This is a genomic window from Microvirga medicaginis, from assembly GCF_052658925.1.
Genome location: NZ_JBQWEL010000015.1, coordinates 74,500 through 96,813 on the forward strand (window position 1 = coordinate 74,500; position 22,314 = coordinate 96,813).

The 22,314-nt window shown below is 63.8% G+C and carries 30 protein-coding genes and 1 pseudogene; 15 read left to right on the forward strand and 16 right to left on the reverse strand.

Translation table 11 applies throughout. From position 1 onward, the window contains the following. The first annotated feature begins 260 nt into the window (after window positions 1–260). Both ACUXUR_RS18310 and ACUXUR_RS18315 read left to right on the forward strand, forming a co-directional pair. Window positions 261–578, forward strand: coding sequence for a DUF938 domain-containing protein (locus tag ACUXUR_RS18310; protein WP_445503842.1), 318 nt, complete (start codon window positions 261–263; stop codon window positions 576–578). Beyond that, window positions 532–702, forward strand: a pseudogene (locus tag ACUXUR_RS18315) (DUF938 domain-containing protein); the annotation flags it as partial. The gene ACUXUR_RS18310 and the pseudogene ACUXUR_RS18315, both read left to right, overlap by 47 nt. A 13-nt stretch (window positions 703–715) precedes the next feature. On the opposite strand, the gene ACUXUR_RS18320 reads toward ACUXUR_RS18315, so the two are convergent. Next, on the reverse strand, window positions 716–1,174 hold the full coding sequence (locus tag ACUXUR_RS18320) for a hypothetical protein (RefSeq protein ID WP_445503783.1): 459 nt from the start codon (window positions 1,172–1,174) through the stop codon (window positions 716–718). A gap of 138 nt (window positions 1,175–1,312) precedes the next feature. Between ACUXUR_RS18320 and ACUXUR_RS18325 the strand changes: the two genes are divergently transcribed. From ACUXUR_RS18325 to ACUXUR_RS18335, 3 genes are read left to right on the forward strand one after another with little or no spacing between them, the layout of a single operon-like run. Beyond that, window positions 1,313–1,648, forward strand: a complete 336-nt coding sequence (locus tag ACUXUR_RS18325) for an ArsR/SmtB family transcription factor (RefSeq protein WP_445503784.1) — start codon at window positions 1,313–1,315, stop codon at window positions 1,646–1,648. Window positions 1,649–1,660: 12 nt separating this feature from the next. After that, window positions 1,661–2,086 carry a YeeE/YedE family protein gene (locus ACUXUR_RS18330; protein WP_445503785.1) on the forward strand — a complete coding sequence of 142 codons (426 nt, stop codon included), beginning with the start codon at window positions 1,661–1,663 and terminating at the stop codon, window positions 2,084–2,086. Window positions 2,087–2,089: 3 nt separating this feature from the next. Continuing rightward, window positions 2,090–2,548 carry a DUF6691 family protein gene (locus ACUXUR_RS18335; protein WP_445503786.1) on the forward strand — a complete coding sequence of 153 codons (459 nt, stop codon included), beginning with the start codon at window positions 2,090–2,092 and terminating at the stop codon, window positions 2,546–2,548. Between the two features lie 234 nt (window positions 2,549–2,782). On the opposite strand, the gene ACUXUR_RS18340 is transcribed toward ACUXUR_RS18335, so the two are convergent. From ACUXUR_RS18340 to ACUXUR_RS18360, 5 genes are all read right to left on the reverse strand, one after another. After that, the gene (locus ACUXUR_RS18340; RefSeq protein ID WP_445503787.1) at window positions 2,783–3,349 is read right to left on the reverse strand and encodes a dual specificity protein phosphatase family protein; all 567 of its coding nucleotides are present in this window, start codon (window positions 3,347–3,349) and stop codon (window positions 2,783–2,785) included. 529 nt (window positions 3,350–3,878) lie between these two features. Continuing rightward, window positions 3,879–4,337 carry a protein tyrosine phosphatase family protein gene (locus tag ACUXUR_RS18345; protein WP_445503788.1) on the reverse strand — a complete coding sequence of 153 codons (459 nt, stop codon included), beginning with the start codon at window positions 4,335–4,337 and terminating at the stop codon, window positions 3,879–3,881. Window positions 4,338–4,350: 13 nt separating this feature from the next. After that, a complete protein-coding gene (trxC, locus tag ACUXUR_RS18350; RefSeq protein WP_445503789.1) occupies window positions 4,351–4,791 on the reverse strand; it encodes a thioredoxin TrxC in 441 nt (146 codons plus the stop codon). A 22-nt stretch (window positions 4,792–4,813) separates the two neighbouring features. Then, window positions 4,814–5,596, reverse strand: coding sequence for a sulfite exporter TauE/SafE family protein (locus tag ACUXUR_RS18355; protein ID WP_445503790.1), 783 nt, complete (start codon window positions 5,594–5,596; stop codon window positions 4,814–4,816). 16 nt (window positions 5,597–5,612) lie between these two features. After that, entirely contained in the window at window positions 5,613–6,158 is a 546-nt protein-coding gene (locus tag ACUXUR_RS18360; protein WP_445503791.1) for a rhodanese family protein, read from the reverse strand. Window positions 6,159–6,282: 124 nt separating this feature from the next. Between ACUXUR_RS18360 and ACUXUR_RS18365 the strand changes: the two genes are divergently transcribed. Continuing rightward, window positions 6,283–7,170, forward strand: coding sequence for an MBL fold metallo-hydrolase (locus ACUXUR_RS18365; protein ID WP_445503792.1), 888 nt, complete (start codon window positions 6,283–6,285; stop codon window positions 7,168–7,170). A 57-nt stretch (window positions 7,171–7,227) separates the two neighbouring features. Here ACUXUR_RS18365 and ACUXUR_RS18370 read toward each other — a convergent pair whose 3' ends face one another. Both ACUXUR_RS18370 and ACUXUR_RS18375 read right to left on the reverse strand, forming a co-directional pair. Next, on the reverse strand, window positions 7,228–7,710 hold the full coding sequence (locus ACUXUR_RS18370; RefSeq protein WP_445503793.1) for an HAD-IC family P-type ATPase: 483 nt from the start codon (window positions 7,708–7,710) through the stop codon (window positions 7,228–7,230). A 155-nt stretch (window positions 7,711–7,865) separates the two neighbouring features. Next, window positions 7,866–8,372 carry a cytochrome b gene (locus tag ACUXUR_RS18375; protein WP_445503794.1) on the reverse strand — a complete coding sequence of 169 codons (507 nt, stop codon included), beginning with the start codon at window positions 8,370–8,372 and terminating at the stop codon, window positions 7,866–7,868. A gap of 277 nt (window positions 8,373–8,649) precedes the next feature. Here ACUXUR_RS18375 and ACUXUR_RS18380 point away from each other — a divergent pair, with 277 nt between their 5' ends. Next, a complete protein-coding gene (locus tag ACUXUR_RS18380; RefSeq protein ID WP_445503795.1) occupies window positions 8,650–8,931 on the forward strand; it encodes a PepSY domain-containing protein in 282 nt (93 codons plus the stop codon). 22 nt (window positions 8,932–8,953) lie between these two features. After that, window positions 8,954–9,520 (forward strand): cytochrome b/b6 domain-containing protein, encoded by a 567-nt coding sequence (locus ACUXUR_RS18385; protein ID WP_445503843.1) that lies wholly within the window; start codon window positions 8,954–8,956, stop codon window positions 9,518–9,520. Between the two features lie 11 nt (window positions 9,521–9,531). Here ACUXUR_RS18385 and ACUXUR_RS18390 read toward each other — a convergent pair whose 3' ends face one another. Genes ACUXUR_RS18390 through ACUXUR_RS18400 form a run of 3 tightly spaced genes read right to left on the reverse strand, consistent with a single transcriptional unit; the run spans window position 9,532 to window position 11,866 of the window. Then, a complete protein-coding gene (locus ACUXUR_RS18390) occupies window positions 9,532–10,890 on the reverse strand; it encodes a sensor histidine kinase (RefSeq protein WP_445503796.1) in 1,359 nt (452 codons plus the stop codon). Then, entirely contained in the window at window positions 10,887–11,555 is a 669-nt protein-coding gene (locus ACUXUR_RS18395) for a response regulator transcription factor (protein WP_445503797.1), read from the reverse strand. Before ACUXUR_RS18395 ends, ACUXUR_RS18390 begins: the two co-directional genes overlap by 4 nt. Continuing rightward, window positions 11,555–11,866 carry a PepSY domain-containing protein gene (locus tag ACUXUR_RS18400; protein ID WP_445503798.1) on the reverse strand — a complete coding sequence of 104 codons (312 nt, stop codon included), beginning with the start codon at window positions 11,864–11,866 and terminating at the stop codon, window positions 11,555–11,557. The genes ACUXUR_RS18395 and ACUXUR_RS18400 overlap by 1 nt, the downstream gene beginning before the upstream one ends. A 129-nt stretch (window positions 11,867–11,995) precedes the next feature. On the opposite strand from ACUXUR_RS18400, the gene ACUXUR_RS18405 reads away from it, so the two are divergent. From ACUXUR_RS18405 to ACUXUR_RS18415, 3 genes are all read left to right on the forward strand, one after another. Next, entirely contained in the window at window positions 11,996–12,274 is a 279-nt protein-coding gene (locus ACUXUR_RS18405) for a PepSY domain-containing protein (RefSeq protein ID WP_445503799.1), read from the forward strand. 48 nt (window positions 12,275–12,322) lie between these two features. Further along, window positions 12,323–12,793, forward strand: a complete 471-nt coding sequence (locus tag ACUXUR_RS18410) for a hypothetical protein (protein ID WP_445503800.1) — start codon at window positions 12,323–12,325, stop codon at window positions 12,791–12,793. A gap of 166 nt (window positions 12,794–12,959) precedes the next feature. Beyond that, entirely contained in the window at window positions 12,960–13,280 is a 321-nt protein-coding gene (locus ACUXUR_RS18415; protein ID WP_445503801.1) for a DUF6455 family protein, read from the forward strand. A 369-nt stretch (window positions 13,281–13,649) separates the two neighbouring features. On the opposite strand, the gene ACUXUR_RS18420 is transcribed toward ACUXUR_RS18415, so the two are convergent. From ACUXUR_RS18420 to ACUXUR_RS18435, 4 genes are all read right to left on the reverse strand, one after another. Beyond that, on the reverse strand, window positions 13,650–14,138 hold the full coding sequence (locus tag ACUXUR_RS18420) for a DUF411 domain-containing protein (protein ID WP_445503802.1): 489 nt from the start codon (window positions 14,136–14,138) through the stop codon (window positions 13,650–13,652). A gap of 10 nt (window positions 14,139–14,148) precedes the next feature. Continuing rightward, window positions 14,149–14,817, reverse strand: a complete 669-nt coding sequence (gene copM, locus ACUXUR_RS18425; RefSeq protein WP_445503803.1) for a CopM family metallochaperone — start codon at window positions 14,815–14,817, stop codon at window positions 14,149–14,151. A gap of 77 nt (window positions 14,818–14,894) precedes the next feature. Beyond that, complete coding sequence (locus tag ACUXUR_RS18430) at window positions 14,895–15,383, reverse strand: hypothetical protein (protein WP_445503804.1); 489 nt, start codon at window positions 15,381–15,383, stop codon at window positions 14,895–14,897. 147 nt (window positions 15,384–15,530) lie between these two features. Then, window positions 15,531–17,402, reverse strand: a complete 1,872-nt coding sequence (locus ACUXUR_RS18435) for a PHA/PHB synthase family protein (RefSeq protein WP_445503805.1) — start codon at window positions 17,400–17,402, stop codon at window positions 15,531–15,533. Window positions 17,403–17,547: 145 nt separating this feature from the next. On the opposite strand from ACUXUR_RS18435, the gene ACUXUR_RS18440 reads away from it, so the two are divergent. Together ACUXUR_RS18440 and ACUXUR_RS18445 are read left to right on the forward strand one after the other, a co-directional pair. Then, on the forward strand, window positions 17,548–17,706 hold the full coding sequence (locus tag ACUXUR_RS18440; RefSeq protein WP_445503806.1) for a hypothetical protein: 159 nt from the start codon (window positions 17,548–17,550) through the stop codon (window positions 17,704–17,706). Between the two features lie 33 nt (window positions 17,707–17,739). Beyond that, entirely contained in the window at window positions 17,740–20,304 is a 2,565-nt protein-coding gene (locus tag ACUXUR_RS18445; RefSeq protein ID WP_445503807.1) for a cation-translocating P-type ATPase, read from the forward strand. A 196-nt stretch (window positions 20,305–20,500) separates the two neighbouring features. Here ACUXUR_RS18445 and ACUXUR_RS18450 read toward each other — a convergent pair whose 3' ends face one another. Further along, window positions 20,501–20,809, reverse strand: coding sequence for a CBS domain-containing protein (locus tag ACUXUR_RS18450; RefSeq protein ID WP_445503848.1), 309 nt, complete (start codon window positions 20,807–20,809; stop codon window positions 20,501–20,503). 66 nt (window positions 20,810–20,875) lie between these two features. Between ACUXUR_RS18450 and ACUXUR_RS18455 the strand changes: the two genes are divergently transcribed. Further along, window positions 20,876–21,031 carry a hypothetical protein gene (locus tag ACUXUR_RS18455; protein ID WP_445503844.1) on the forward strand — a complete coding sequence of 52 codons (156 nt, stop codon included), beginning with the start codon at window positions 20,876–20,878 and terminating at the stop codon, window positions 21,029–21,031. Between the two features lie 555 nt (window positions 21,032–21,586). Then, the gene (locus tag ACUXUR_RS18460; protein ID WP_445503808.1) at window positions 21,587–22,072 is read left to right on the forward strand and encodes a DDE-type integrase/transposase/recombinase; all 486 of its coding nucleotides are present in this window, start codon (window positions 21,587–21,589) and stop codon (window positions 22,070–22,072) included. Window positions 22,073–22,314 lie beyond the last annotated feature (242 nt).

Sequence of the window (22,314 nt, forward strand, 5' to 3'; positions counted from 1 at the left end):
AAGGGATGGACTGCTCTGGTAGCTGATACCTTCCGGATGTTGCAAACCAGAAGGGATAAGTCGGGGCCGCCATGACAAGGGCGAACCTGCAGATCCTCATCTCGGGGCTACAGTCCGGTGCAGGCTCAGGCAGAGACTTCTTGCAAAATTCCTCCGCACAGTTCCCTCTGTATGTCCGGAAGATCTCTTTTGGCACCGGGTGGACCTTAGCCGAGGTTCCGCATTGGCGGCGTGAGCTGACCTTCATAGGCAAGAACTCAATGGTTTGGACTGACCCTGGGTTTGCCGCCCATGAGGCGGTTTCAGGGCTGACCAATCTCCTTGCACCGTTGAGACTGGATGCCGCCGCTCCAAACTGGCCGATAGAGCGGGCCGATGCGGTCGTGACCATCAACATGGTCCACATCTCTCCTTGGCAGGCGACGCAGGGACTGATGGTGGGGCAGGGCGTGTACTCCCGCTTGGAGGGGGCTCTATCTCTACGGAGCCTACAAGGAGAACGGCGCCCACACGGCTCCCAGCAACGAGGCCTTCTACGGGGACCTCCGACACCGAAACCCGGAGTGGGGTGTCCGTGATCTGAAAGAGGTGACAGACCTCGCCAGACCTCACGGGCTGGAACTTGTCGAGCGCGTCCCAATGCCCGCTCACAATCTCAGTCTGGTGTTCCAGAGGCAGGAGCTTGAAGCAGGCAGCCCCTGAATGCAGGCCGCCTTTAGAGGCGAGCGGCCTGCAGGGCATGGCTGGCACGGCTGTCGTGATCGTGGGCGCCTGGCCCAATGGGGCCGAAGTCGCCCCGAAGCGCCTTCAGGGCGTATCGCTCCGTATTGATTTCACGGGCCGTGCGAAAGCCCAGCCGCCGCAGAATCGACAGAGGCGGGCACCAGCCCTGTGCCGCGTGCTGAAACAGGAAGGCGGTCACAAGGGCCGGCAAGGCGAGCCAGCGCTTGTCCACGGTCGCGCCGAGGACCGTACCCGTGAAGGCCAGTGTCGAGGCATTGGCTTCCAGCATCCGCTCGACATCCCATTCCCGGTCCAGCTCGCGCAGCCGGCTGTCGATACCCTCCGGATGAGCCGCGTGCCACCGGACGCTCTCGGCTATCCCGCGCATCATCTCCCGGTTGATGGAGGCGCTCGTGTGCCTTGGGACCCGTCCGACAGTGCTTGCAACCATGACTTGGCTTCCTGCAGCAACAGGGCAACGAGGCATTGGCAGGTCGGTTCCACAGCGGTGGATCAGGGTCCGTAAGACCCCTTGTATATCTATAAGTAACTGCTAAATTAGTTTACCCTTGTAGAATGAGGGATGCGTATGCCCGGCTTAGAACTCGACATTAAGACGTTTGAAAAGAAGGCGACAGAAGTCGCAGACATCCTGCGGGCGCTCGCCAACGAACGCCGCCTGATGATCCTGTGCAAGCTGGTGGAGTGGGGCGAGGCCAACGTGACCTCCCTGGCCGAAGCCGTCGGGCTGTCGCAATCGGCCCTGTCGCAGCATCTCGCCAAGATGCGCGATGAGGGCATCGTCACGACCCGACGCGAGAGCCAAACGATCTGGTACCGTATTGCCGACCCACGCATCGAGCAGCTCTTCGGCATTCTCTACAATCTGTATTGCAAGCAGGCCAAGACCCGTAAGTCCGGCTGATTGGAGGCGGTCATGGAAAACTTCACCCCTGTGTCCGCCCTCATCGGCGGCCTCCTGATCGGCGCATCCGCCGCCCTGTTTCTGGTCTTGAACGGGCGGATCGCTGGCATCAGCGGCATCCTCGGCGGGCTGCTACACCCGAACCGCAGCGAGATCGGCTGGCGCATGGCGTTTCTCGCCGGCCTGTTTGTCGCGCCGCTGGTCTATGTCGCCTTTGGCGGTGCCCTGCCACCCATCGAGCTTCGTGCATCCCTGCCCCTGTTGATCGTGGCGGGGATGATCGTCGGCTTCAGCACCCGGCTCGGAGCTGGCTGCACCAGCGGCCACGGCGTCTGCGGCATCGGCCGGGGCTCGCTGCGCTCACTCGCAGCCACCGCCGTGTTCATGGCTACCGCCATCGCCACCGTATTCATCACCCGCCATGTCATCGGGATGTGAGCTATGCCTCTGATCGTCTCCGCCTTCGCGTCCGGCCTGCTGTTCGGGCTCGGGCTGATCGTCTCGCAGATGGTCAACCCGGCCAAGGTACTCGGCTTCCTTGACATCTTTGGTAGCTGGGATCCGAGCCTTGCCTTTGTCATGGGCGGCGCCGTCGCGATGTCGGCGCTGGGTTACCTCGTCGCAAAGCGCCGCAGCGTGCCCGTGCTGGCGCCCTACCTGGAGATCCCAACCCGGCGTGACCTCGATCCGCGCCTGATCGGCGGGGCAGCCCTCTTCGGCATCGGCTGGGGGCTGGCTGGCCTGTGCCCCGGTCCGGCGCTCGTCGGCCTGACCTTCGGTCCCTGGCAGGTGTTCGCGTTCGTAGCCGCGATGATTGTCGGCATGGCGATTTTCCGCCTCGTGCCTGCCGACTGGCCGCAGGTCACCTTCCGGCGAGAGCTCACCCGCGTGGACGGGTGACCCTGCGGGGAAACGTCACCAAGCCGTTCTCTTCCTGACCAGACCCGCAGCCCACCCACAAGAGGAGCATTCCGTATATCGACCCCGGCTTCGTCCCTGCGGGGCCGCCCCGTCGTAAAGGGTTTCTATGAGAAGCGCACCGGCAGCGTGCTGGACGTAGGTCGGACTTGCACGATCATTTCGCGCTACTCGCGCCCGGTACAGCTGCATCGGAACGCTCGGTCGATCCGCCCGTCAGGAGTTGTTAAATCCCAGCCAGGGCTCCAGCGCCTCGAATGTCTTATCCATGGCATAGCTTGCCAACACCGGCAGGGAAATGTGGCCGTAGCGTAGCGACATCTGACTTTCCGCGACTTCTTCCCCAGCCTTTGCTATCGCCGCCAGATAGAGCGCAGACGCAAGTCCGCTTCGATCAGCGCCACCTTGGCAATGGATCAGGACCGGCTTCTCCGCCTTGTTCATCAAATCGATCAGTTGCTGAGCCCGCTGCTGATCGATTTGCTTTCGTGCTGACATCCCAAAATCGTAGAGAGCGACTCCCTGAGCCCGCGCTGACGCTACCTCGGCATCATACCAATCTGCTCCGGCATTGTTGCCCCGCAGATTGATGACCGAACGGATTCCTTGCTCTTTCACGTATCTTGCCAGGGCTTCAGGTGTGGGCTGCGCTGATCTGTAAACCTCTCCTATGACGACTGGATGAAAGTTTCCGTTCAGTTGGAAATGGCCAAGGAATACCCCGAACACCAGGCTTAAGCCTGCAAAACTGGCGGCTGCTCGTTGCAGCCAACGGATCACCATGCCTCTCCATGCGGTTGGGGCATTGCCGAGGCTCTGACGTTCCCGACTCATTGTCCTGCTTCCAGCCATTGCTCTCGGACGTCATAGTAATTGCCCCTTCGTAAAGGGCAATTGCGTTGTGAATCGTGGCAGACCTGCTGGATCGACGACTTCGGCTGGAAGCAGCATAGGCTCGGGCCGTTCCAGCCCATCCGGGGCAAGATCGAGTGCTGAAACACACGGAACCGGCGAAGGCGAATTCCTCGAGCGAAGCACGTGTTCGCCGGGGGCTGCAACCTCGACACGCCCGTGCGCGAGCTCCAGCACGATGACATTGAGGCGAGCATTGCGGCAACCTCGTCCTTGATCTGCAACGCCTGATGGGTGAGAGCCGGGTTCGAGGCTTAAAGTCCACATCGATCTTGCATTTCAGCGTGTCCCAAATGTCGATCATCCGTGCTGATGCTGAAGGCCTTCCTGGTTCAGCGCTTCGGCGGTGTGGGTAATCACCTCATCGAACGACTCGAAACGGTCCGGGCCAAGTAATGGCTCATCGTGCTCCTCGATCATCGGCGCGGGTCGCGGATCCGCCGCTGGCAGTCTCCAGCTGGGGCCGCAAGGCCTCCAAATTGTATCCCGCCTCCGAGGTCGTCTGCAGGATTTCATTGATCGAGAGGCGGTCGCTGGCCGCCAACGCCCACAGGGTGGTTGAGCGCGTCCCTGTGCGGCAGAAGGCCAGGGCGGGCTTCTCCGCCCCACCGAGGGCCGCCCGGAACGCCTCGACCTGGGCGTCGGAAATCTGGCCTGAAACGGCCGGGATGTGATGGTACGCGAGGCCTAGGCGTTGCGCGGCAGCCGCGAGCTCCTCGCTCGGGGGCTGATCCGGCGCCTCGCCGTCGGGACGGTTGTTGATGATGGTCTTGAAGCCCGCCGTGGCGGCCTCCTCAAGATCCTGCTCGGTCAGTTGGTGCGCGACCGAGATGTTGGGAGTCAGCTTGGTGACCTTCATGCGATGTCTCCCTTCAAAGATTTGAGAACTGGCGAACCCAGTTTTGGAGAGTGGACAGATTAGCGAGACCAGCCTGCCGGGCAACAACGGCACCATTCTTGAGGACGAAGAGGGCCGGAATGCCCTGAACGCCGAGCCGCCCGGCCAGTTCCGGCTCGTTGTCCACATTGACCTTGACGAAGCGGGCCTTCGGTTCGAGCTCTTTCGCCGCCCGCTCGAAGATCGGCGCCATGGCGCGGCAGGGGCCGCACCACGGTGCCCAGAAGTCGGCGATCACCGGAATGTCGCTGCGCTCGGCATGGCGCTGGAAACGCTGGCCATTGAGTTCGATGGGATGACCTTCGAAGAGCTTCGCCTTGCAGCTGCCGCAGACCGCCTGCGAAGCAGGACGATCCTGCGGAACGCAGTTGACGGCATCGCAACGGGGACAGACCACATGAAACGACTTCGACATGGACCACTCCTGTCTTTCCGCCTCAGAGCAGGTCGAGGCTGCGCATCAGCATGTAGATCGCAACGACGAAGATCAGGCCGGCAAAGACCGTGTTGAGCGCGCCTTTCCTGCCGGCGAGCTTCGTGGCCAAGCGGGCGCCGAGCAGGCCGCCGAGCACTCCGCCGCCAATGAACAATGCCGCCAGGGTCCAATCGACCAAACCTGAAAAGGCGTAGTTGGCCGCGGTGGTGAGACCGAAGCCGGTCACGGCCACAAGGGAGGAGCCGACGGCGTACAGGATCGGCATGCCGGTCGCCATAATGAGCCCCGGCACGATCAGGAAGCCGCCGCCGATGCCGAAGAAGCCCGACAATGCTCCCGTCGCCAGGCCGCCCCCAGCCAGCTTGAGGGCGTTTTCTCGGCCGAGACGGACGTTTTCGTCACCATTGCCGGAGCGCTTTCGCAGCATGAGAGCGCCGACGATCATCATCAGCATGGCGAACAGGGCGAGAAGTTTCTGGCCGTCGACCATCTTGCCGAGCGTCGAGCCGCCGAAGGCACCGATGATGCCGGCGACGGCGAAGACCAGGGCACAGCGCCACTTCACGTTCTTGGCGCGAGCGTGGTTGGCGAGGTTGGCCGCGGCGTTGGTCGCCACCGCAATCGCGCTCGTGCCAATGGCCACATGTGGGTTCGTCACACCGACCAGATAGACCAGCAGCGGCACCGCCAGGATCGAGCCGCCCCCACCCACCAAGCCGAGCGTGAAGCCGACGAGCGAGCCGGAGGCCAACCCGAGGGCGCCTTGGGTCAGCGAGAGCATCATTGCTATCTCCTGTGCCTCAGGCCGTTCGGGGCTGGGCATAGGCGGCCCGGTTCCAAGGGGCCTTCTTCAGGATCCGCGCCATGCCGCAGTACCCGGTGATACCAGCCATCGTCAGGCCGGCGCCGACGAAGGCCGGGACGGCAAAGAACCAGGACGACACGAGCAAGCCCAGCAACGTGCCGAGGAGGGCCATGCTGCCGGCGCCGATCTGCACCTGGCGCTGGAGTTCAAGCGGCTGACGCCGGTCGACCGCAACGGGAAGGCCGGCCTTCTTCCAGGCATCGATCCCGCCCTCAATGATGAAGGCCTTGCAGGCGCTGCCGACTTTGGCCGACAGGCGGGCGGCATTGCCCTGGGTCCGGGCTCCGCTCTTGCAGTGGAAGATCACCGGCTTGTCCTCATGCAGGGCGAGATCAGCTTCATCAAGCTTCGACAGGGGCATCAGACGGGCGCCGGGGATGTTCTCCCGGGCGTGCTCGTCGGCCTCGCGGATGTCGACGAGAAGGGCGCCCTGGTCGAGCAGGCGCTTGGCTTCGGCAGGGCTGAGGGTGGGAAGCGACATGGTGGGTCTCCGGATGTGGGGTCGGCCGCAGTGGCGTCCTGTATTAATTAGATATTGCTTATTTAGTTATTGCTTATATATTGTCAACCACAACGGCAGACGAACCATTGAGGAGGTTCAGACCATGTCAGGCCAACCCATCATCAGGGCGTTCTTCGACGAGCCCACCAACACCGTCAGCTACCTGGTCGCGGATCCTGCAACCAAGAAGGCGGCGATCATCGATCCGGTGTTCGACTACGACCACAACTCGGGCACGGTCGACACCCGCTCGGTCGAGGCCATGCTGAAGGCGGCGGAGGTGGCGGGCTACACCGTCGAGTGGGCGCTAGAGACCCACGCCCATGCCGACCACCTGTCGGGCGCGCCCTACATCAAGGCCAAGACCGGAGCGAAGATCGGCATCGGCGAGCACATCAAGGACGTGCAGAAGATCTTCCGGCCGATCTTCAACGCCACCGACCTCAATCCTGACGGCAGCGACTTCGACCATCTGTTCAGGGACGGCGAATGCTTCAGGATCGGTGAGCTCGACGTGGAAGTGCTTCACACGCCCGGCCACACCCCGGCCGATATCTCGTACAAGATCGAGGACGCGGTGTTCGTGGGCGACACGTTGTTCATGCCGGACTACGGCACAGCCCGCGCCGATTTCCCGGGTGGCGACGCGCACAAGCTCTATCGTTCGATCAAGCGGCTTATGGCACTCCCACCCGAGACGCGGCTATTCATGTGCCACGACTACAAGGCTCCAGGCCGCGACGAGTACGCCTGGGAAACCACGGTTGCAGAGCAGCGCGAGAGGAACGTGCATGTGAAGGAGGGCGTCACCGAGGAGGAGTTCGTTATCATGCGAACTGCCCGTGACGGGAAGCTCGCGGCACCACGCCTGCTGTTGCCGTCGATCCAGACCAACATCAGGGCAGGCAAGTTCCCACCGGCGGAGGCCAATGGAGTCCGCTACCTGATGATCCCCGTGAAGCTGAAGGGCGGGTCCGAAGACGTCGTTTAGCATCAGCGGGCCGGGTGCACAAACCGACACTTCGCGGCATTCTCGGGACGACCGAAGTCACCGGCGGTTCGACGTGGCCGATTGTCCACCGATGGGAAGAAGTCGCGCCGAGTTTAGGATGAACGCAAGCTCCGAACCCACGTGGATGAGCGCCGCCAGCAGCGGATTCAGGAAGCCAAAGGCGGCAAGCACGATGCCGAGCGCGTCCACTCCGATCGTGCCGATGAAGTTCTGCCAGATGATGGCACGCGTGCGCCGCGCGATGCGCAGGGTCTCGACGAGCTTGCCGAGATCATGGCCGATCAGCACGACATCGGCGCTCTCCTTCGCGATGTCGGTGCCGGATCCCATGGCGATGCCGAGATCGGCGGCTGTGAGGGCAGGGGCATCGTTCACGCCGTCGCCCACCATAGCGACTGCATGACCGTTTGCGACGAGTTCGCGAACCTTTGTGAGCTTGTCCTCGGGCAGCATGTCGGAGACGACCTCGGCGATCGTCGCCGCCAGGATGGCGATGGTCATGGAGAGTTCCATGGTCATGCACGCTCTCCTCGCGGTGAAGGGCATGTTCCTCTGGCGGCAAGGTGCGGTTGGCTGTGTGTGAGACGGAAGGCGATGGCATAGGCGACCCCTTGAAGCGTCGGCGAGATGGAGTTCGATGGGTCGTTCGAATGTTCTTTGGAGCTCCTCTAGACTTAGACTGGATTCATGCGTTCCATCGTGCCGTCACGGAGGACGAACTGGTGCCACAGGGCGATGACGGCGTGGAGCCCTGCGAGAACGAGAATGATTGTGCCGCCGGTCTCGTGGATCTCCGCGATGGGTCCGGGGGCACCCTGGACAGCCGCTGCGATGGCAGGCAGGGGGAGACCGAAGAACGATACCGGGACACCCAACCGCGAGGCGGCGTACCAGCCGGTGATCGGGAGACCGATCATGAAGAGGTACAGCACAGCATGCCCGATCTTCGCCGCGAGGTTGAGCCAGGGGCCCTGCGGATTCTCTATCCGGGGATGACTTCCCCACCACCGGGCAATCAGCCTTGGCACGATGAGAAGGAGCACGGCGAGCCCGAGCGAGAAATGCAGCAGGGGCGGGTTGAGGCGGACTTGCCGTCCTCCTTCGGCCGTGAACCATGCCGCCAGGATCAATAGGGCCATACCCCAATGGATAATGATGAGGGTTTTCGAATAGCGCGGCATCGGTGACATCCTTCCGAAATGGTTCCTGGCGGCTCTATGCCGAAGATGGGGATGCTAGCCCCGAGGCTCTCCCGCAACGATGCGCTGGATCAAAACCGCCCGATCCCCTTGTCCCGGGAGGTACCCACCCAGGCCGTTCCACAAAGGTGCTCTCCTAAACCGACCTGACTGTCATTTTGCTGACAACTCTTCACAGCGCGGTGTCAGCAGGCTTGCGCAACCCTCCTGGACATTCCAGCCGGCCCTGGTGGGCGCTGGACGCAACAGGAGAGACATCATGCGCTATATCACCATCGTCCTTGCAACCGCTGCCCTCGCTGCCGTCGGCAGCGTGCCCGTCGCCCAGGCGAGCAGCCTCGGGCGGCCCTGCACAACGGCGCCCCAGAGCCAATGGCTTCCCCTTGATGCCCTCAAGGCCAAGGCCGAAGCCCAGGGCTACAAGGTCCAGAAGGCGAAGATCGAGAAGGCCTGCGGCGAGATCTACGCGCTCGACCAGAACAACACCCGTACGGAGCTGTTCGTCGATCCCACCTCGGGCGAGATTGTTGCCAAGGATTGACGCCATGACCGCCCACAACAGCATGGACGGTGCCGCCGGTGTGATACCGGTGGCCACCGCCTCCCCAAGGCTTTCCACCGTTCGCGTCTGGGGTCCTTTCGTCAGGATCTTCCACTGGAGCCTCGTGGGTCTGTTCGCCCTTGCATTCGTAACCGGAGACGAGGTCGAGTGGCTGCATATCCGTATCGGCTACGCCGTCGCGGCTCTGGTCGCGCTGCGCATCGTGTGGGGCTTCGTCGGCTCAGCGCATGCCCGGTTCAGCGACTTCGTCCACTCGCCGCGCGCGACCATGGCGTACCTCCTCCAAGCGGCTCAATGGAAGGCCCCACGGTATCTCGGCCACAATCCGGCGGGTGGCGCCATGGTCGTGGCCCTACTCCTCATGATCGCAGGCATCGCATCGACCGGGTTCGCCATGACGACGGATGCGTTCTGGGGCTCCGAGTGGGTCGAGGACCTGCATGAGGTTCTCGTCTATACGACCCTTGGGCTCATCGTCCTGCATGTGGCGGGCGTCGTCTTCTCCAGCCTGGAGCACGGGGAGAACCTGGTGAAGGCGATGATCACGGGCCGCAAGCGGGTGTCCTGAGTCCTCATCCTTCACGTCGGGTTCGGTAGCCGGACCTCCGCCAGAAGGCCGCCGAGCGCCGAGCGCCGCAGGGAAAGCAAGCCGCTATGGGCCTCTACCAGATCGCCGACAATGGCGAGACCCAGCCCGGTGCCCGGCCGGGTCTCGTCCAGCCGCCCACCGCGGGCCAGCACGGTGTCGATCTGCTCCTCCGGCACGCCCGGACCGTCATCCTCGACCCGAAGCACTACAGCGTCACCTTCGCGCCGGCCCACGATCCGCACCGTGCCGGCGGCCCAGGTAGCCGCGTTCTCGGCCAGGTTGCCGAGGATTTCGGTCAGGTCCTGGATATCCATCCGGGTCCTGAGGTCGTCCGGGGCGTTGATCTCCCACGACAGTCCCTGGCCCTGCGGCGTTCGCCGGAGCACACCGATTACCTGCTCGACCACGGGAAGGACCGGCTGGACCGGTCCCGACTGCACCCGAAGGCCAATCCGCGCTCGCACCAGCTCACGCTCGACATGCCGGCGCATGCCGGCGGTGACCGTTTCGATTTCGTCGGCAAGGTGCGCGTCCCCCCGCGTCCGCAACTCTTCCGCATCAGCACTCAGGACCATCAGCGGCGTCTTCAGCCCATGCGCCAGGTCGGCCGCCCGTGCTCGGGCCTGGGTAATGGCCCTTTCCTGCGCGTCCAGCAGGTGGTCCACCTCGGCGGCAAGCGGTCGAACCTCGTCCGGAAAGGCCGTCCCGAGCCGGGCCGTCTTGCCCGAACGGACCTGCGCCAGCCGCCGGCGTACGGCATCGAGCGGGCGCAGGCCAATCCCGACCTGAACCCACGCCGCAGCAATCAGGACAGCGGCGAGAAGCGCCAGGGAAGGGATGAGGTCAGAGACGAAGGCGCGGCCGGCGGCATGGACCTCTGCACGGTCCAGCGCCACCGCGACGCGGACGGTTCCGCCCCCGAGGCCCGTGGGCAGGGCAATCCGACGTTCGACAGCCAGCAGCGATGCCCCGCCGGGACCTGGGATCGTATGCTGGTGGACATCCGCAGCGGTGAGCGTATCGGAAGGCAAGTCCAGCGTCGCATCCCAGAGCGAGCGGGAGCGCAGCACCGCTCCCTGTGGTTCCTCGGCAATCTGCCAGTAGAGCCCGCTCAGGGGCTGCAGGAATCGCGGTTCGGCCGGAGGGGTGTTGACTTCAAGGGGGCCGTTCTCCGCCCGAGCGAGGCTGCTCACGAGCTGGTTGAGATGCGAGCCGAGCTCGGCCGCCATGCGCCGTTCCACATGCCGCTCGAACAGGTACAGCAGACCGAAGCCGGCAATTGCCAGCGCCAGGACGGTGGAGGCCGCGCCGGCGGCGAGCAGCCGCAGCCTGAGCGAGCCCTGCCTCATGCCGGCGCATGCTCCGGCACGAGGTAGCCGAAGCCGCGCCGGGTCTCGATCAGATCGACGCCGAGCTTCCGGCGCAGGCGGCCGACGAGCACCTCGAGCGCGTTCGGGTCACGGTCATGGTCGTGGGAGTAGAGATGCTCCATCAGCTCCGCAGGAGGAATCACCCGTCCGGCATGGTGCATGAGATAGCTCAGGCAACGGTATTCGAGCGGCGAGAGGTTGAGCGGCGCGTCATCGACCGTAACGCGCATCTTGCGGGTGTCGAGCATGACCGGGCCCGACACTAAGACTGGGATGGACCGGCCGGCGGCCCGGCGCAGGAGCGCCCGCACGCGCGCCAGCAGTTCCTCCATGGCAAAGGGCTTGGCGAGATAGTCATCGGCGCCGGCATCGATACCCTCGACCCGCTCCGCCCAGGCGCCGCGCGCGGTGAGGATCAGAACCGGGAAGTCGCGTCCGGCCGCGCGCCACCGCTTCAGCACGGCAAGGCCGTCCATTTTCGGTAGGCCGAGATCGAGCACGGCGAGATCGTAGTCTTCCGTGTCGCCGCGAAACCAAGCCTCTTCGCCGTCATCGAGATGATCGACGGCATAGCCCGCCTCCGTCAGAACGGCTGCGACCTTGCGGGCGATGCGGGGATCGTCTTCGACGAGCAGAATGCGCATCAGTGCCCCTCCCGCTTGAGGACCGCGGCCGTGGCGGCGTCGACATAGACCTCCCACAGCCGCCCGGCCGGGTCGATCACCTTGAACTCGTAGACCCAGCGCTCGCGCTTGCGCTCGAACTCCACGCCGACCACCTCGCCGCCGAGATCGGAGTGCACCCGCGTCAGGATCTCGGTCAGGGCCAAGGCTTCGCCTTTCTCGACGGCGCGGCGTGCCCGGTCGTAGTCGCGCTCGCGATCCGCCAGAACGGCGGATGGCAGCAGGGCAGCGGCGAGACTGAGGACGATCATGGTGCGATGGGTCTTGCTCATCGTGCGAGGGTGCACCCATGCGGCTGACAATTCGCTGACATGGATCAACAGCCGGCCGCAAGCGACGCGTCGCTAATGTCGTCCCGTCGATCCGAACATGGGTCCGGATCTGAAAGACAGGAGACCGACATGCGCAAGACCATCATGACGTCAGCCCTTCTCGCGACTGGCCTCGTTGCTCCGGCAATGGCCGACGGCCGGGACAAGCGCTGCTCTCCCGGAATAGACGATCACGTCGTTGCCGCAAGCGATGTGAGGAGGAGACTTGAAGACCTCGGCTACCGCGTAGACCGCGTCGAGGCCGAGCACGGCTGCTACGAGATCCGAGCAGTGAACGACAGCGGCTTCCCGATCAAGGCCGTCTATGTTCGGGCCACGGGCGAGCTTGTCCGGGCGCGGCTTCGCTGAACGGAAGCCCAAAGAAGCCAAGAGAACGATGAAACAGGAGATCCGGTCATGTTCACGAACAAGTCCCTTGCCGCCCCCCTGGTCGCACTCGACCTGACAATAGGGCTCTCCGGGGCCATTTCCGCGGCTGCTCCGCACGGGCCCGACGGGCACGCCATGGAGCTGACGCTCAACAATGGCCAGAAGTGGCAGACGGACGAGGCCCTGCGGACCGGGATGAGCCGGATTCGCGATGCCATCGACACCGCCCTGCCGCTGGTCCATGCGGACCGGTACGGCGCAGCCGACTTCTCTGCGCTCGCCGACAGGGTCCAGGAGCAGGTCGACTACGTGGTGGCGAACTGCAAGCTGCCCGAGGAGGCCGACATCCAGCTTCATCTGGCACTGGCGCAAGTCCTCGACGGCATCAACGCCATGAAGGAGGGCGATCAGGAGCAAGGTGTCGCCGCTATCGTGCAGGCTCTGAACGCCTATGGCGACCACTTCGATCACTCTGGATGGAAGTCGCTGGGGCATTGACGAACCAGGCCATGATGCGGCCGCATGGATCCCAAGTGCTGGCCGCACATTCCGCAGATTGCCAGGGTTGCTGCCGCCCCGAGCCGCCGCTGTTTGTCCTGGTGCAAAGAGCGTGGTCGGGAGGTGCTGTAATCTGCTGCCGGGTTTCATTCTGGAGGCTTCGTTCATGAGATCGGAAACGCCTCGGAAGTCCACGCCGCGCACACGGGTGCGGCCGATGAGCCGGTGGGTGGAGCGGCAGTCACGCCTGTTCGAGCGGATGATGGAGCGGGTCGGGGCGGATCCCGGCGCCACGGTTCGGGAAGCCTATGATGGTGGCTTCGCGGCTGCGTGCCGTCGATGTCTTGCCTGCCGGCATTCGACCGACTGCCAGTGCTGGCTTGAAAGCGGCGGCTCCGATTGCCCTCCGCTGTTCTGTCCGAATGAGGTGTTTCTCAACCGCGTGCGGAGATCGCACACGGGAAATATGCCCGCCACGCAGGGCTAGCGCATCGTGCGGACCCAAAGGGCCGCGTCAGCGACCCGAAGGGCCACGTCAGTGAAAAGTGGACTCGGTTTTTCGCATTCAACGATGCGCTCTTCCGAGAAGGGAGCATCGGATCCCGAAAGTGCAAGTCCACTTTTGGTCCGATGCTCTAGGCTCTGCCGTGATGCAGCTTCCATGAGGGCCCGTTTGCATTCGCGAAGTGAGGATGCTCCACCACATCCCGCTCCATCTTGCCCGCAGCAAAGCGCTTCCGGAAGGAAGCGTCAGGTACGGCTACGAGATCACCGCGCCACTGGGGACCAGCACGGGCGCTTCGATCAGGAGGAGTGGGCTCACAAACGCGCCTTCTGCCGCGTCGACCCGTGATTATCAGACCTCCTGCGTCCCGCGGTATCGGGCAAAGATCCTCCGGCCCGCAGGCCCGAACAGGATGACATCATAGGTGTCGTTCTCGACGCCCTCGACCTCCATCCCTGGTGAGCCGACGGGCATCGCAGGAACCGCAAGTCCTTTGCCTTGCGGTTTCTCCACGAGAAGGCGCTTGATGGCCTCTGCGGGAACGTGGCCCTCGATGACATAGCCACCGATCTCGGCCGTGTGGCAGGAGGCGAGCGCCTGGGGCACACCCAAACGCACCTTCAGGCGATTGACCTCCGGCGACTCGACGACATCGATGGAGAAACCCGCCTTGCGGATGTGATTGACCCAAGCGCCGCAGCAGCCGCAGCTCGGGTCCTTGGTGACCGTCATCGCGGGCAGGGCTTCCGCCGCCAAGGCCGGGAAGGCCGCAATGGTAATGGAAGCGGCGGCAAGGCCGACGAGGAGAGCTCGCCGGCTGATCGTCAGGTTGGATGCCATGGCGTACACCTCACTGCTTTGCGCTCGTGGCGAGCCAGGACTTCAACATGGTGATCTCGTCCTCTTGCGCACTGATGACGTTCTGGGCGAGCTCGCGGATCTTCGGGTCCTTGCCGAACGCGACGGCGATCTTCGCCATGTCGATGGCACCCTGGTGATGGGCGATCATGTTTGTCGCGAAGTCGGCATCGGCGTTGCCCGTGTACTCCATCGCCATCTCGCGGTGCATGCGCTCGTTGACCGCGTTCATGGCGAGAGAGGCGACACTCTGGTCGCCACGCGGTCCGCCCATCTGCATGGAGCCGGACTGCCGACCCATCATGCCCGCCATACCGCTCTGCATCATCGGGCAATTCATCATCATGTTCTGGCCAATGCCGGACATCATGCCGCCTGGGCGCGAACCGACTTGGTTAGTCATGCCTTCTTGCATCATCCCACCCGACATGCCGGGTATCATCCCGCTAGGACGCTGCCCATTCGGCCCGGCTGAGCCGTCTTGCGTGCTGGGCGTGGCGCCCATTGGGGTCTGGGGGCTGCCCGCCGGCGCGGTGGTTTGCGCCTGGGCCTGCTCGGGGTGGTGTGCGTTGTGGTCGGCGTCGGACGGCGTCGCCTGCTGGGCGAGAGCCGGTGCTGACAAGCCGGCGACAAAGACGAGGGCGAGAATAGACGATTTCATGGTGGTTCTCCTCGAGAACGTTCGAACTTCTGAAAGATGGCGTCCGGCTCAATGCGCGGCCGGACTACGGAATCATCTCAGGCTCGAGGAGGAGGAGTGGCCGTCTCCGGCGTGATATCGTCCGGGAGGATGGACGCGGTCTTCCACTGAACCGGAAGACGATCCAAGGGTGCAGGCCAGCCTGCCATGGCGGCAAACAGGGTCCACCCGCAGGAAGCCTGAGCACAGGCCAATCCGCAATGCCCATGCGGCACGGCGGGCTCCAGGTCACAGCAGTCATGGGATGACGCAGCGTGGACATGGTGAGTGGCATTCAGGACCCCGGCGCCATGAGCCGAGACGGGCAACGATCCGATCATGGCAACGATCATCAGCACCGCGAGGAGGCGGATGATCGAGAAGCCTGTGGTCAGAGCGGCCGTCATACGCGAGATCTTACCACCATCGTCCGGCGCGGGATTGCGCCACATCAAGTCCTTGATCAAATCCTTGGCTCGGCCCTCGTTCCACCGGGCCTCAGGAGCCGGCCATGTCAGATGAGCGCTCCTGGACGGATTACGATCCATGCGAGCATCCCGGCCAAGCCGATCCAGCAGGCCCAGTAACAGCCGACAGTCCGAGATATGATGTCGGGGCGGGTCAACATGCGTCCCTTGGTACGGCGTGCTGAAGGTGGCCATCACGCCCTAGCCCTGCCGACGGGTTCGTCCGGGTTAGGTTTGCAGGACATATGTGCCGGGGGCGTCGCACAGCGCGGGATAGCCCCGGGATGGCGCCCCCAGAGCGGGAGGACGCCCGGGTGCGCCCGAGTGCAAGGCCAGCCAGTGCGTCCATTCCAGCCACCACGAGCCCGTCTGCCGGGGCGCGATCCTGGTCCAGGTATCGGGATCCAGGTAGCGGTCCGTAGCGGTCTTCGTCAGAATCTGGAAGCGCTCTCCCGGCCTCCCCGGTTCGGCCACGATGCCGGCATTGTGCCCTCCCGTCGTGAGGAGAAAGGTCACGTCGGTGTCGGCGAGAAGGTGGATCTTGAACGTCGAGCGCCACGGCGCCACGTGATCGCGCTCCGTGCCGACGGCAAAGATCGGCACGCGGATGTCGCTGACGGTGACGGGGCGACCGTCGACACGGAAGCGGCCCTCGGCGAGGTCGTTGTCGAGAAAGAGTTGCTCCAGATAATCCGCATGCATGCGGTAGGGCATGCGGGTCGCATCGGCGTTCCAGGCCATGAGGTCATTCAACGGTGTGCGCTCGCCCATCAGGTAGTGGCGGACGAGCCGCGACCAGATGAGGTCGTTCGAGCGCAGGAGCTGGAAGGCGCCAGCCATTTGCCTTGTGTCGAGATAGCCCTGGCTGCGCATCAGGTCTTCGAGGAAGTGCACCTGGCTCTGGTTGATGAAGAGCGTGAGCTCCCCGGCCTCCCGGAAGTCCACTTGCGCGGCCAGGAGCGACACGGTCCGCAGGCGCTCGTCCCCATCACGCGCCATGGCGGCTGCAGCGATGGACAGGAGGGTGCCACCGAGGCAGTAGCCGACCGCATGAACCTTGTGGTTCGGTGCGACGGAGTTGACTGCATCGAGCGCGGCCATCACCCCAAACCTCCGGTATTCGTCCATTCCGAGATCCCGATCTTCCTCAGTCGGGTTCTTCCAGGAGATGATGAACACGGTGAACCCCTGATCCGTCAGGTACCGGACGAGTGAGTTCTCCTGCGACAGGTCGAGGATGTAGTACTTCATGATCCAGGCCGGCACGATCAGGACCGGCTCCGGCCGGACCGTCTCCGTCGTCGGCGCGTACTGGATCAGCTCGATCAGGCGATTGCGGTAAACCACTTTTCCCGGTGTGACGGCAACATCGCGACCAACCTGGAAAGCCTCGGTGCCGGCTGCCGGCTTGGAGCGAACGATCCGCTCCCAATCCTCCAGAAAGTTGCGAAAGCCCTGCACCAAGCTCTGGCCGCCCGTCTCCAGAATGCGCCTCTGCACGGCTGGATTAGTCGCGATGAAGTTCGACGGCGACACCACGTCGAGGATCTGGCGCGAGACGAATTCGACCACCGCTTTATGCTGTTTCGTGATGCCATCGATGTCGGTCGTGGCATTGTGCCACCACTGCTGCTGGAGCAAGAAACCTTGGTGGATGATGTTGAACGGCCATCGCTGCCATTCGCTTCCGGCGAAGCGGCGGTCCTGGGGCAGCGACTCGATACAGGGCTCGCAAGTCCCTCCGGCCATGGCGCAGCGAGAGGCAAACTGCGCCAGCCGGATCCATTTGCGGGCCGCCTTCGTGGCGAGCTCGACCTGCTTGCCCGGCGAGATGGCAAGATGGACGACCCAGTCCATGTAGGCGTCAGCAAGCGCCGCTGGTGACAGGCCGCCTGTGAGGCGCGCCAAGCCAGCATGGGTTGCATGATCGAGAGCGTCCCGGAGTTGATGGAGTTCGGCATCGCCCGGCAGGTTGGCCGGGAGGGCGGGCGAGGGCACGGTGGGAGAGGGGGGCAGTTCGGCCTCCCGCGCGGGAATCGGGACGACCGGCGCCTTGGGCGCACGGCCATCTGCGAGAGCACCGGATGTACGGGACGGCATCGCAGCCTCCAGGGCTTGCCTCGTCTGTCGAGGCTCGTGAATTGCTTGACGCTATCTGGACCGTCCTCAGGCGCATTGCTCAAGATCAAAGCATCCACCCCGATTTCGACCACATGATGATCGATGATGTGGGGGCGGGATACCTGTGTCCGCGTCCACGGAGGGAGAGAGCGATGATCAGGGACATCATGGTGCATCTCGCGGAAGTCCCGAGGACGAGATCCGGCTGGAGCATGGGGTGTTCGGCGGCGCGACGCTGGACATGCTCACCGCTGCGGAAAGCCCGATCCTGGTGGCCCATTGAGGCCGACCGTGCCGATCGGTCAGGGAGCCGGACATGCCCATGCAGGCGCACACCGCATTGAATGACATCGACGCGGGCGCTGCGGCCGCCGTGCAAGCAAGGCTGACAGGTCTCGACGAGGCCGAGGTGCAGCGCCGTCTTGCTCGATACGGGCCCAATGCTGTTCAGGAAAAGCGCTCCCGCAGCGTCCTCGACATCGTCCGCGGAATCCTGCGTGAGCCGATGTTTCTGCTCCTGCTCACCGCGGCGGGGCTTTACCTGGTGCTCGGCGACATCGGCGAGGGCCTGTTCATGATGGCCGGCGCCGTCGTGACGATCGGGCTGGTCGTATTGCAGGAGGCCAGGAGCGAGCGGGCGCTGGCCGTCCTGCGGGAGCTTGCGGAACCATTTGCCCGCGTGATCCGAGGTGGGGCCGAGCGGCGCATCCCGGCCCATGACCTCGTCCCGGGCGATCTCATCCTTGTCGGCGAAGGGGAGCGCCTGCCGGCCGACTGTCTCCTGATCGCGGGTGACGCGCTGACGGTGGACGAGTCCGCCCTCACGGGCGAGTCCGTGCCGGTCGTAAAGCGTCCAGCGGCCGATCAGGTGACGGAGGCCGGCGATCCCGAGCCGGGAGGAGACGACACGCCGTACCTGTTTGGCGGAACCCTGAATGTGCGGGGGCAGGGCATCGCCCATGTCATCCGCACCGGCTCGGCGACCCGGCTGGGGCGCATCGGCACCTCGCTGGCTGCCGTCGAGGACGAGCCGACATTGCTCCAGAAGACGACCGGCGTGCTCATTGCGAGGCTCGCGGCCCTGGCACTTGCGTTCTGCGGCCTTGTTGCCGTCGCCTATGGCGTGCTGCGCGGGGACTGGATCGGTGGCGTGCTGTCCGGGATCACGCTGGCCATCGCGCTGCTGCCGGAGGAATTCCCGATGGTGCTGGCGATCTTCATGGCGCTTGGAGCCTTCCGGCTCGCCCGGCACAAGGTGCTGGTGCGCCGGGCCGCCGTCATCGAGACGCTCGGGGCGGCCACCTTCCTGTGCGTCGACAAGACTGGCACGCTGACCGAAAACCGGATGGTGCTTACCACAATGTGGCGGGACGGTGCGGTTCGGGAACTCACGGATCGGAGCATGCTTTCGGAACCCGACAGGCAAACGTTGTGGATCGCCATGCGGGCATCGGCCTTGCGGCCTGTCGATCCCATGGACCGCGCCGTCCACGCGTTGGATAGCCGGCTGCCGCCCGAGTCCGGTGAGGCAGCGGTGCCGCTGCGCACCTATCCGCTCCGCCCCGAGCTCCTGGCTTTCATCCAGGTGTGGACAGATCAGGACGATGGCGTCCTGTATGCTGCGAAGGGAGCGCCAGAAGCCATTTTCCGGCTCTGCCGCATGAATGATGGCCAACGCACGGCGATGGACGGGGTCGTTGCCGGATTGGCGAGTCGCGGTCTTCGGGTGCTCGGGGTGGCGTCCCGGCGGAACGACCGTGACGGCACGGTCGCTCCCGAGGATCTGGCCTTCACCTTCGAGGGCCTGATCGGCTTCGCGGATCCGGTTCGGGTCGATGTCCCGCAGGCCGTCGCTGAGGCAAAGCGGGCCGGGATCACCGTTGCAATGATCACGGGCGATTATCCCGCCACGGCCCTGGAGATCGCCCGCCAAGCCGGGATCGACACGAGCGCCGGCGTGCTGACCGGCAAGGAGGTGGCCCAACTCGATCCCGAGGGCCTGCGCGAACGGGTGCGTCGGATCCGGGTCTTCGCGCGCATCATGCCGGAGCAGAAGCTCGCACTCGTCGAGGCGCTGAAGGCCAACGGCGAGGTCGTTGCCATGACGGGCGACGGTGTCAACGATGCGCCGGCGCTTGAGGCCGCGCATATCGGCATCGCCATGGGGCAGCGCGGCACCGATGTGGCGCGAGAGGCCGCCGACATCGTGCTCCTCGACGACCGCTTCGTCTCGATCATCGGCGGCGTGCGGCTCGGGCGCCGCATCTTCGCGAACCTGCGCAAGGCGCTCACCTATGTGACCGCGATCCATGTGCCCATTGCCGGGCTGGCCCTGCTGCCCATCCTCATGGGCCTGCCGCCGATTCTGTATCCGATGCATGTGATCCTGTTGGAGCTCGTGATCGATCCGGTCTGCTCGCTCGTCTTCGAGGGGGAGCCCAGCGAGCAGCATGCCATGGACAAGCCGCCGCGGCCCGCCGCCGAGCCGCTCTTCGGCATCTCACAGATCATGCTCGGGTTCCTGCAAGGGGCCATCATCCTCGGGGCTGTCTTCGGCCTTTATGCGGGAGCGCTGAATTCCGGGGTCCCTGAGATGCAGGCGCGGGGCGCAGCCTTCGTTGCGCTGGTGCTCGGCAACCTGGTCCTCGCATTCGCTGATGCGGCTGAGCCGGGGACGTCCTTCTTTGACAGCAGGAGGTTGGCGTTCTGGGGGATCGGCGCCGCAGCCGCCGGAATCGTCGCCGCGGCGCTCTATGTGCCGCTGCTTGCGGGCATCCTGGAGATCTCGCCGCCGAGCCTGCCGTGGCTGCTGATCGTCGCGGCCGTTGGGGTCTTGGCTGGGGGGTGGTTCGGTTTGGCCAAGCGGTTGCGGGAGACCTAAGTGTGACGCAGTCTCGGGTGCCAGTTCATAGACTCCCTAGGACTGGGTGCTGCAGCAAACCAGATGCTCTGCGCCGCGCGCCACTCACGATCTTGGCCAAGAGGTTGCTACCTTCCTCCATGATGTCAAAATCGCGCGGGTAGGGAGCATCCATCAGGACCATTCATGGAATGCGGATGCATCTCCTCGGTCCGTGTTACTTCCAGCTTCCGATGCCGAGATCTTCGCGTCGCTGGGCATCCAGGAGCGAGGGTGCAAGTGCGAAGGCATCCCGGGTGCGGATGCAGCCGATGATCCGGTTGCGATCCTCGGCTCCAACCACCGCCAGGGTTGCCCGGTCATCGCTCCGAAAGACGTCGAGCACCTCTGCCAGTGCCGCCGATGGCGTCACGATGGCCCCCGACTCGTAAACCAACTCCGCCGCGACCACCGGCAGGTCGGCACTCTCGGCCTCGGCAGCCTCGACCAAGCGCGGATCGATCAGACCGAGGAAGGTCCCGTCCACGGCGTAGACGGCGATGCCGCGCCCTCGCCGTCGACACGGCGCGTTAGCCAGGAAACCCTTGCGGAAATTGTTGGCACAACCCGAGCCCGCGTCAGCTTCTTCATGAACAAGTTTCGGAGAGCGGGTTTTATCGAGTACGATGGCGGACTGAAATTCACGCCTCGTTGCTCAATGTCATCTTGCATGAATAAGCGCGGCCGGTGGCTCGGGCCGGGGAGGTAGAGAACGACCCTGCCCTCCACCACCTGCGTCGATACGGCTAGGACACTGCAGTCGCGGCAGGGGCAACTCATCGCTTCGCCGGAGGAGATTGCCTATCGCCAGCGCTGGATTGACAGCACAGCCTTTGAGGAAGTGGCCACCAAGTTGTCATAAACCGATTACGGGCGTTTGCTGATCACGCAGCTCCAGGTTCAGGAATCATAACATGACTACCCGGAAAGAGCTTGTTACCAAGCTTAGATCGCATGAGTGATGAGGTTGGTTTTGAGGTGCTGTTGCAGCTTTGAAGGCTCCCTGGCTCGGGCTATGACGGTGAGGGTGATGAGAGGGGCTCTTAAGTGAGAGCAGACAAGAAGAATCTGTTTAAGGGGCGGCAATTCACGACGGAGATCATCCTGTAGGCTTTGTGCTGGTATCTGCAATTTCCAATCAGCTATCGCGATCTCGAACGTATGTTGGCTGATCGCGGCGTGCAAGTCGACCATAGGACCTTGTTTCGCTGGATCCAAGTTTACGCTCCCGAGTAGGACAAGCGCGTCCGGTGACTCATGGAGGGTGGACGAGACATATATCCGGGTAAAGGGCGAATGGGTTCGTCTCTACCGTGCCGTTGATGCGACCGGGCAGACCATCGATTTCCTGCTTTCGCCCAAACGGGATGCGTCTTCCGCACGGCGGTTCTTTCGCAAAGCCTTGAAGCAGTCACATACCGTCAATCCGCGGACTATCACGGTCGACAAGAATGCCGCTTATCCCGTCGCGGCGAATGCCGTGAAGCAGGATGCAGAACTCTGGCGCTTTGCCCGCATCTGGACGGATCTCTACTTCAACGAGATCGGCTTTCGCTTGTTGCAGGGTGTCGTCATAGGTCAGGCGGCGCGCCGCACGCGCAAAGGATGTCAGATTGTCAAGATCCTGTGGGTACGTGTCCCACCAGCGTTGCAGATCCCAGCTGTTTTCCGCTCCGCAGTTGGACGTGAGATGCGCCGAACAAAGGTAGGCCGGATCGACCTCGTCTCGAAAGGAGCTGTCTTTGGTTGATAATGCCGACGTATAATCAGGAACAGATCTTGCGCTGGCCCCTCTTTAGCTCGCGGTCGCGACAGCTGCATCAAAATCCCGTTCGTTCCAGCCTAGTGCAAATGGGGCGCTCCTGTAATTACGTGTGAGGCCGCATTGCCGATGATTTGGATTCGCTGTTGCGGGTAAGCATTAGTTGTGAACGCTCTAAATCGATGCTAGTATAGCCTCAAAGCAAACTCTGCCTATTCGTCAGCTTCGAA

Bases quoted from the DNA above. Each gene is read 5' to 3' on its own strand.
- ACUXUR_RS18435 (WP_445503805.1), bottom strand. From the start codon at position 17,402: ATGCCGTCCCGTACATCCGGTGCTCTCGCAGATGGCCGTGCGCCCAAG.
- ACUXUR_RS18410 (WP_445503800.1), top strand. From the start codon at position 12,323: ATGTTCACGAACAAGTCCCTTGCCGCCCCCCTGGTCGCACTCGACCTG.
- ACUXUR_RS18430 (WP_445503804.1), bottom strand. From the start codon at position 15,383: ATGGATCGTAATCCGTCCAGGAGCGCTCATCTGACATGGCCGGCTCCT.
- ACUXUR_RS18390 (WP_445503796.1), bottom strand. From the start codon at position 10,890: ATGAGGCAGGGCTCGCTCAGGCTGCGGCTGCTCGCCGCCGGCGCGGCC.
- trxC (WP_445503789.1), bottom strand. From the start codon at position 4,791: ATGTCGAAGTCGTTTCATGTGGTCTGTCCCCGTTGCGATGCCGTCAAC.
- copM (WP_445503803.1), bottom strand. From the start codon at position 14,817: ATGAAATCGTCTATTCTCGCCCTCGTCTTTGTCGCCGGCTTGTCAGCA.
- ACUXUR_RS18400 (WP_445503798.1), bottom strand. From the start codon at position 11,866: ATGAGCAAGACCCATCGCACCATGATCGTCCTCAGTCTCGCCGCTGCC.
- ACUXUR_RS18395 (WP_445503797.1), bottom strand. From the start codon at position 11,555: ATGCGCATTCTGCTCGTCGAAGACGATCCCCGCATCGCCCGCAAGGTC.
- ACUXUR_RS18370 (WP_445503793.1), bottom strand. From the start codon at position 7,710: ATGACCATGGAACTCTCCATGACCATCGCCATCCTGGCGGCGACGATC.
- ACUXUR_RS18360 (WP_445503791.1), bottom strand. From the start codon at position 6,158: ATGTCGCTTCCCACCCTCAGCCCTGCCGAAGCCAAGCGCCTGCTCGAC.
- ACUXUR_RS18405 (WP_445503799.1), top strand. From the start codon at position 11,996: ATGCGCAAGACCATCATGACGTCAGCCCTTCTCGCGACTGGCCTCGTT.
- ACUXUR_RS18420 (WP_445503802.1), bottom strand. From the start codon at position 14,138: ATGGCATCCAACCTGACGATCAGCCGGCGAGCTCTCCTCGTCGGCCTT.
- ACUXUR_RS18415 (WP_445503801.1), top strand. From the start codon at position 12,960: ATGAGATCGGAAACGCCTCGGAAGTCCACGCCGCGCACACGGGTGCGG.
- ACUXUR_RS18380 (WP_445503795.1), top strand. From the start codon at position 8,650: ATGCGCTATATCACCATCGTCCTTGCAACCGCTGCCCTCGCTGCCGTC.
- ACUXUR_RS18365 (WP_445503792.1), top strand. From the start codon at position 6,283: ATGTCAGGCCAACCCATCATCAGGGCGTTCTTCGACGAGCCCACCAAC.
- ACUXUR_RS18345 (WP_445503788.1), bottom strand. From the start codon at position 4,337: ATGAAGGTCACCAAGCTGACTCCCAACATCTCGGTCGCGCACCAACTG.
- ACUXUR_RS18320 (WP_445503783.1), bottom strand. From the start codon at position 1,174: ATGGTTGCAAGCACTGTCGGACGGGTCCCAAGGCACACGAGCGCCTCC.
- ACUXUR_RS18385 (WP_445503843.1), top strand. From the start codon at position 8,954: ATGGACGGTGCCGCCGGTGTGATACCGGTGGCCACCGCCTCCCCAAGG.
- ACUXUR_RS18375 (WP_445503794.1), bottom strand. From the start codon at position 8,372: ATGCCGCGCTATTCGAAAACCCTCATCATTATCCATTGGGGTATGGCC.
- ACUXUR_RS18325 (WP_445503784.1), top strand. From the start codon at position 1,313: ATGCCCGGCTTAGAACTCGACATTAAGACGTTTGAAAAGAAGGCGACA.
- ACUXUR_RS18340 (WP_445503787.1), bottom strand. From the start codon at position 3,349: ATGGTGATCCGTTGGCTGCAACGAGCAGCCGCCAGTTTTGCAGGCTTA.
- ACUXUR_RS18310 (WP_445503842.1), top strand. From the start codon at position 261: ATGGTTTGGACTGACCCTGGGTTTGCCGCCCATGAGGCGGTTTCAGGG.
- ACUXUR_RS18335 (WP_445503786.1), top strand. From the start codon at position 2,090: ATGCCTCTGATCGTCTCCGCCTTCGCGTCCGGCCTGCTGTTCGGGCTC.
- ACUXUR_RS18445 (WP_445503807.1), top strand. From the start codon at position 17,740: ATGCCCATGCAGGCGCACACCGCATTGAATGACATCGACGCGGGCGCT.
- ACUXUR_RS18330 (WP_445503785.1), top strand. From the start codon at position 1,661: ATGGAAAACTTCACCCCTGTGTCCGCCCTCATCGGCGGCCTCCTGATC.
- ACUXUR_RS18355 (WP_445503790.1), bottom strand. From the start codon at position 5,596: ATGATGCTCTCGCTGACCCAAGGCGCCCTCGGGTTGGCCTCCGGCTCG.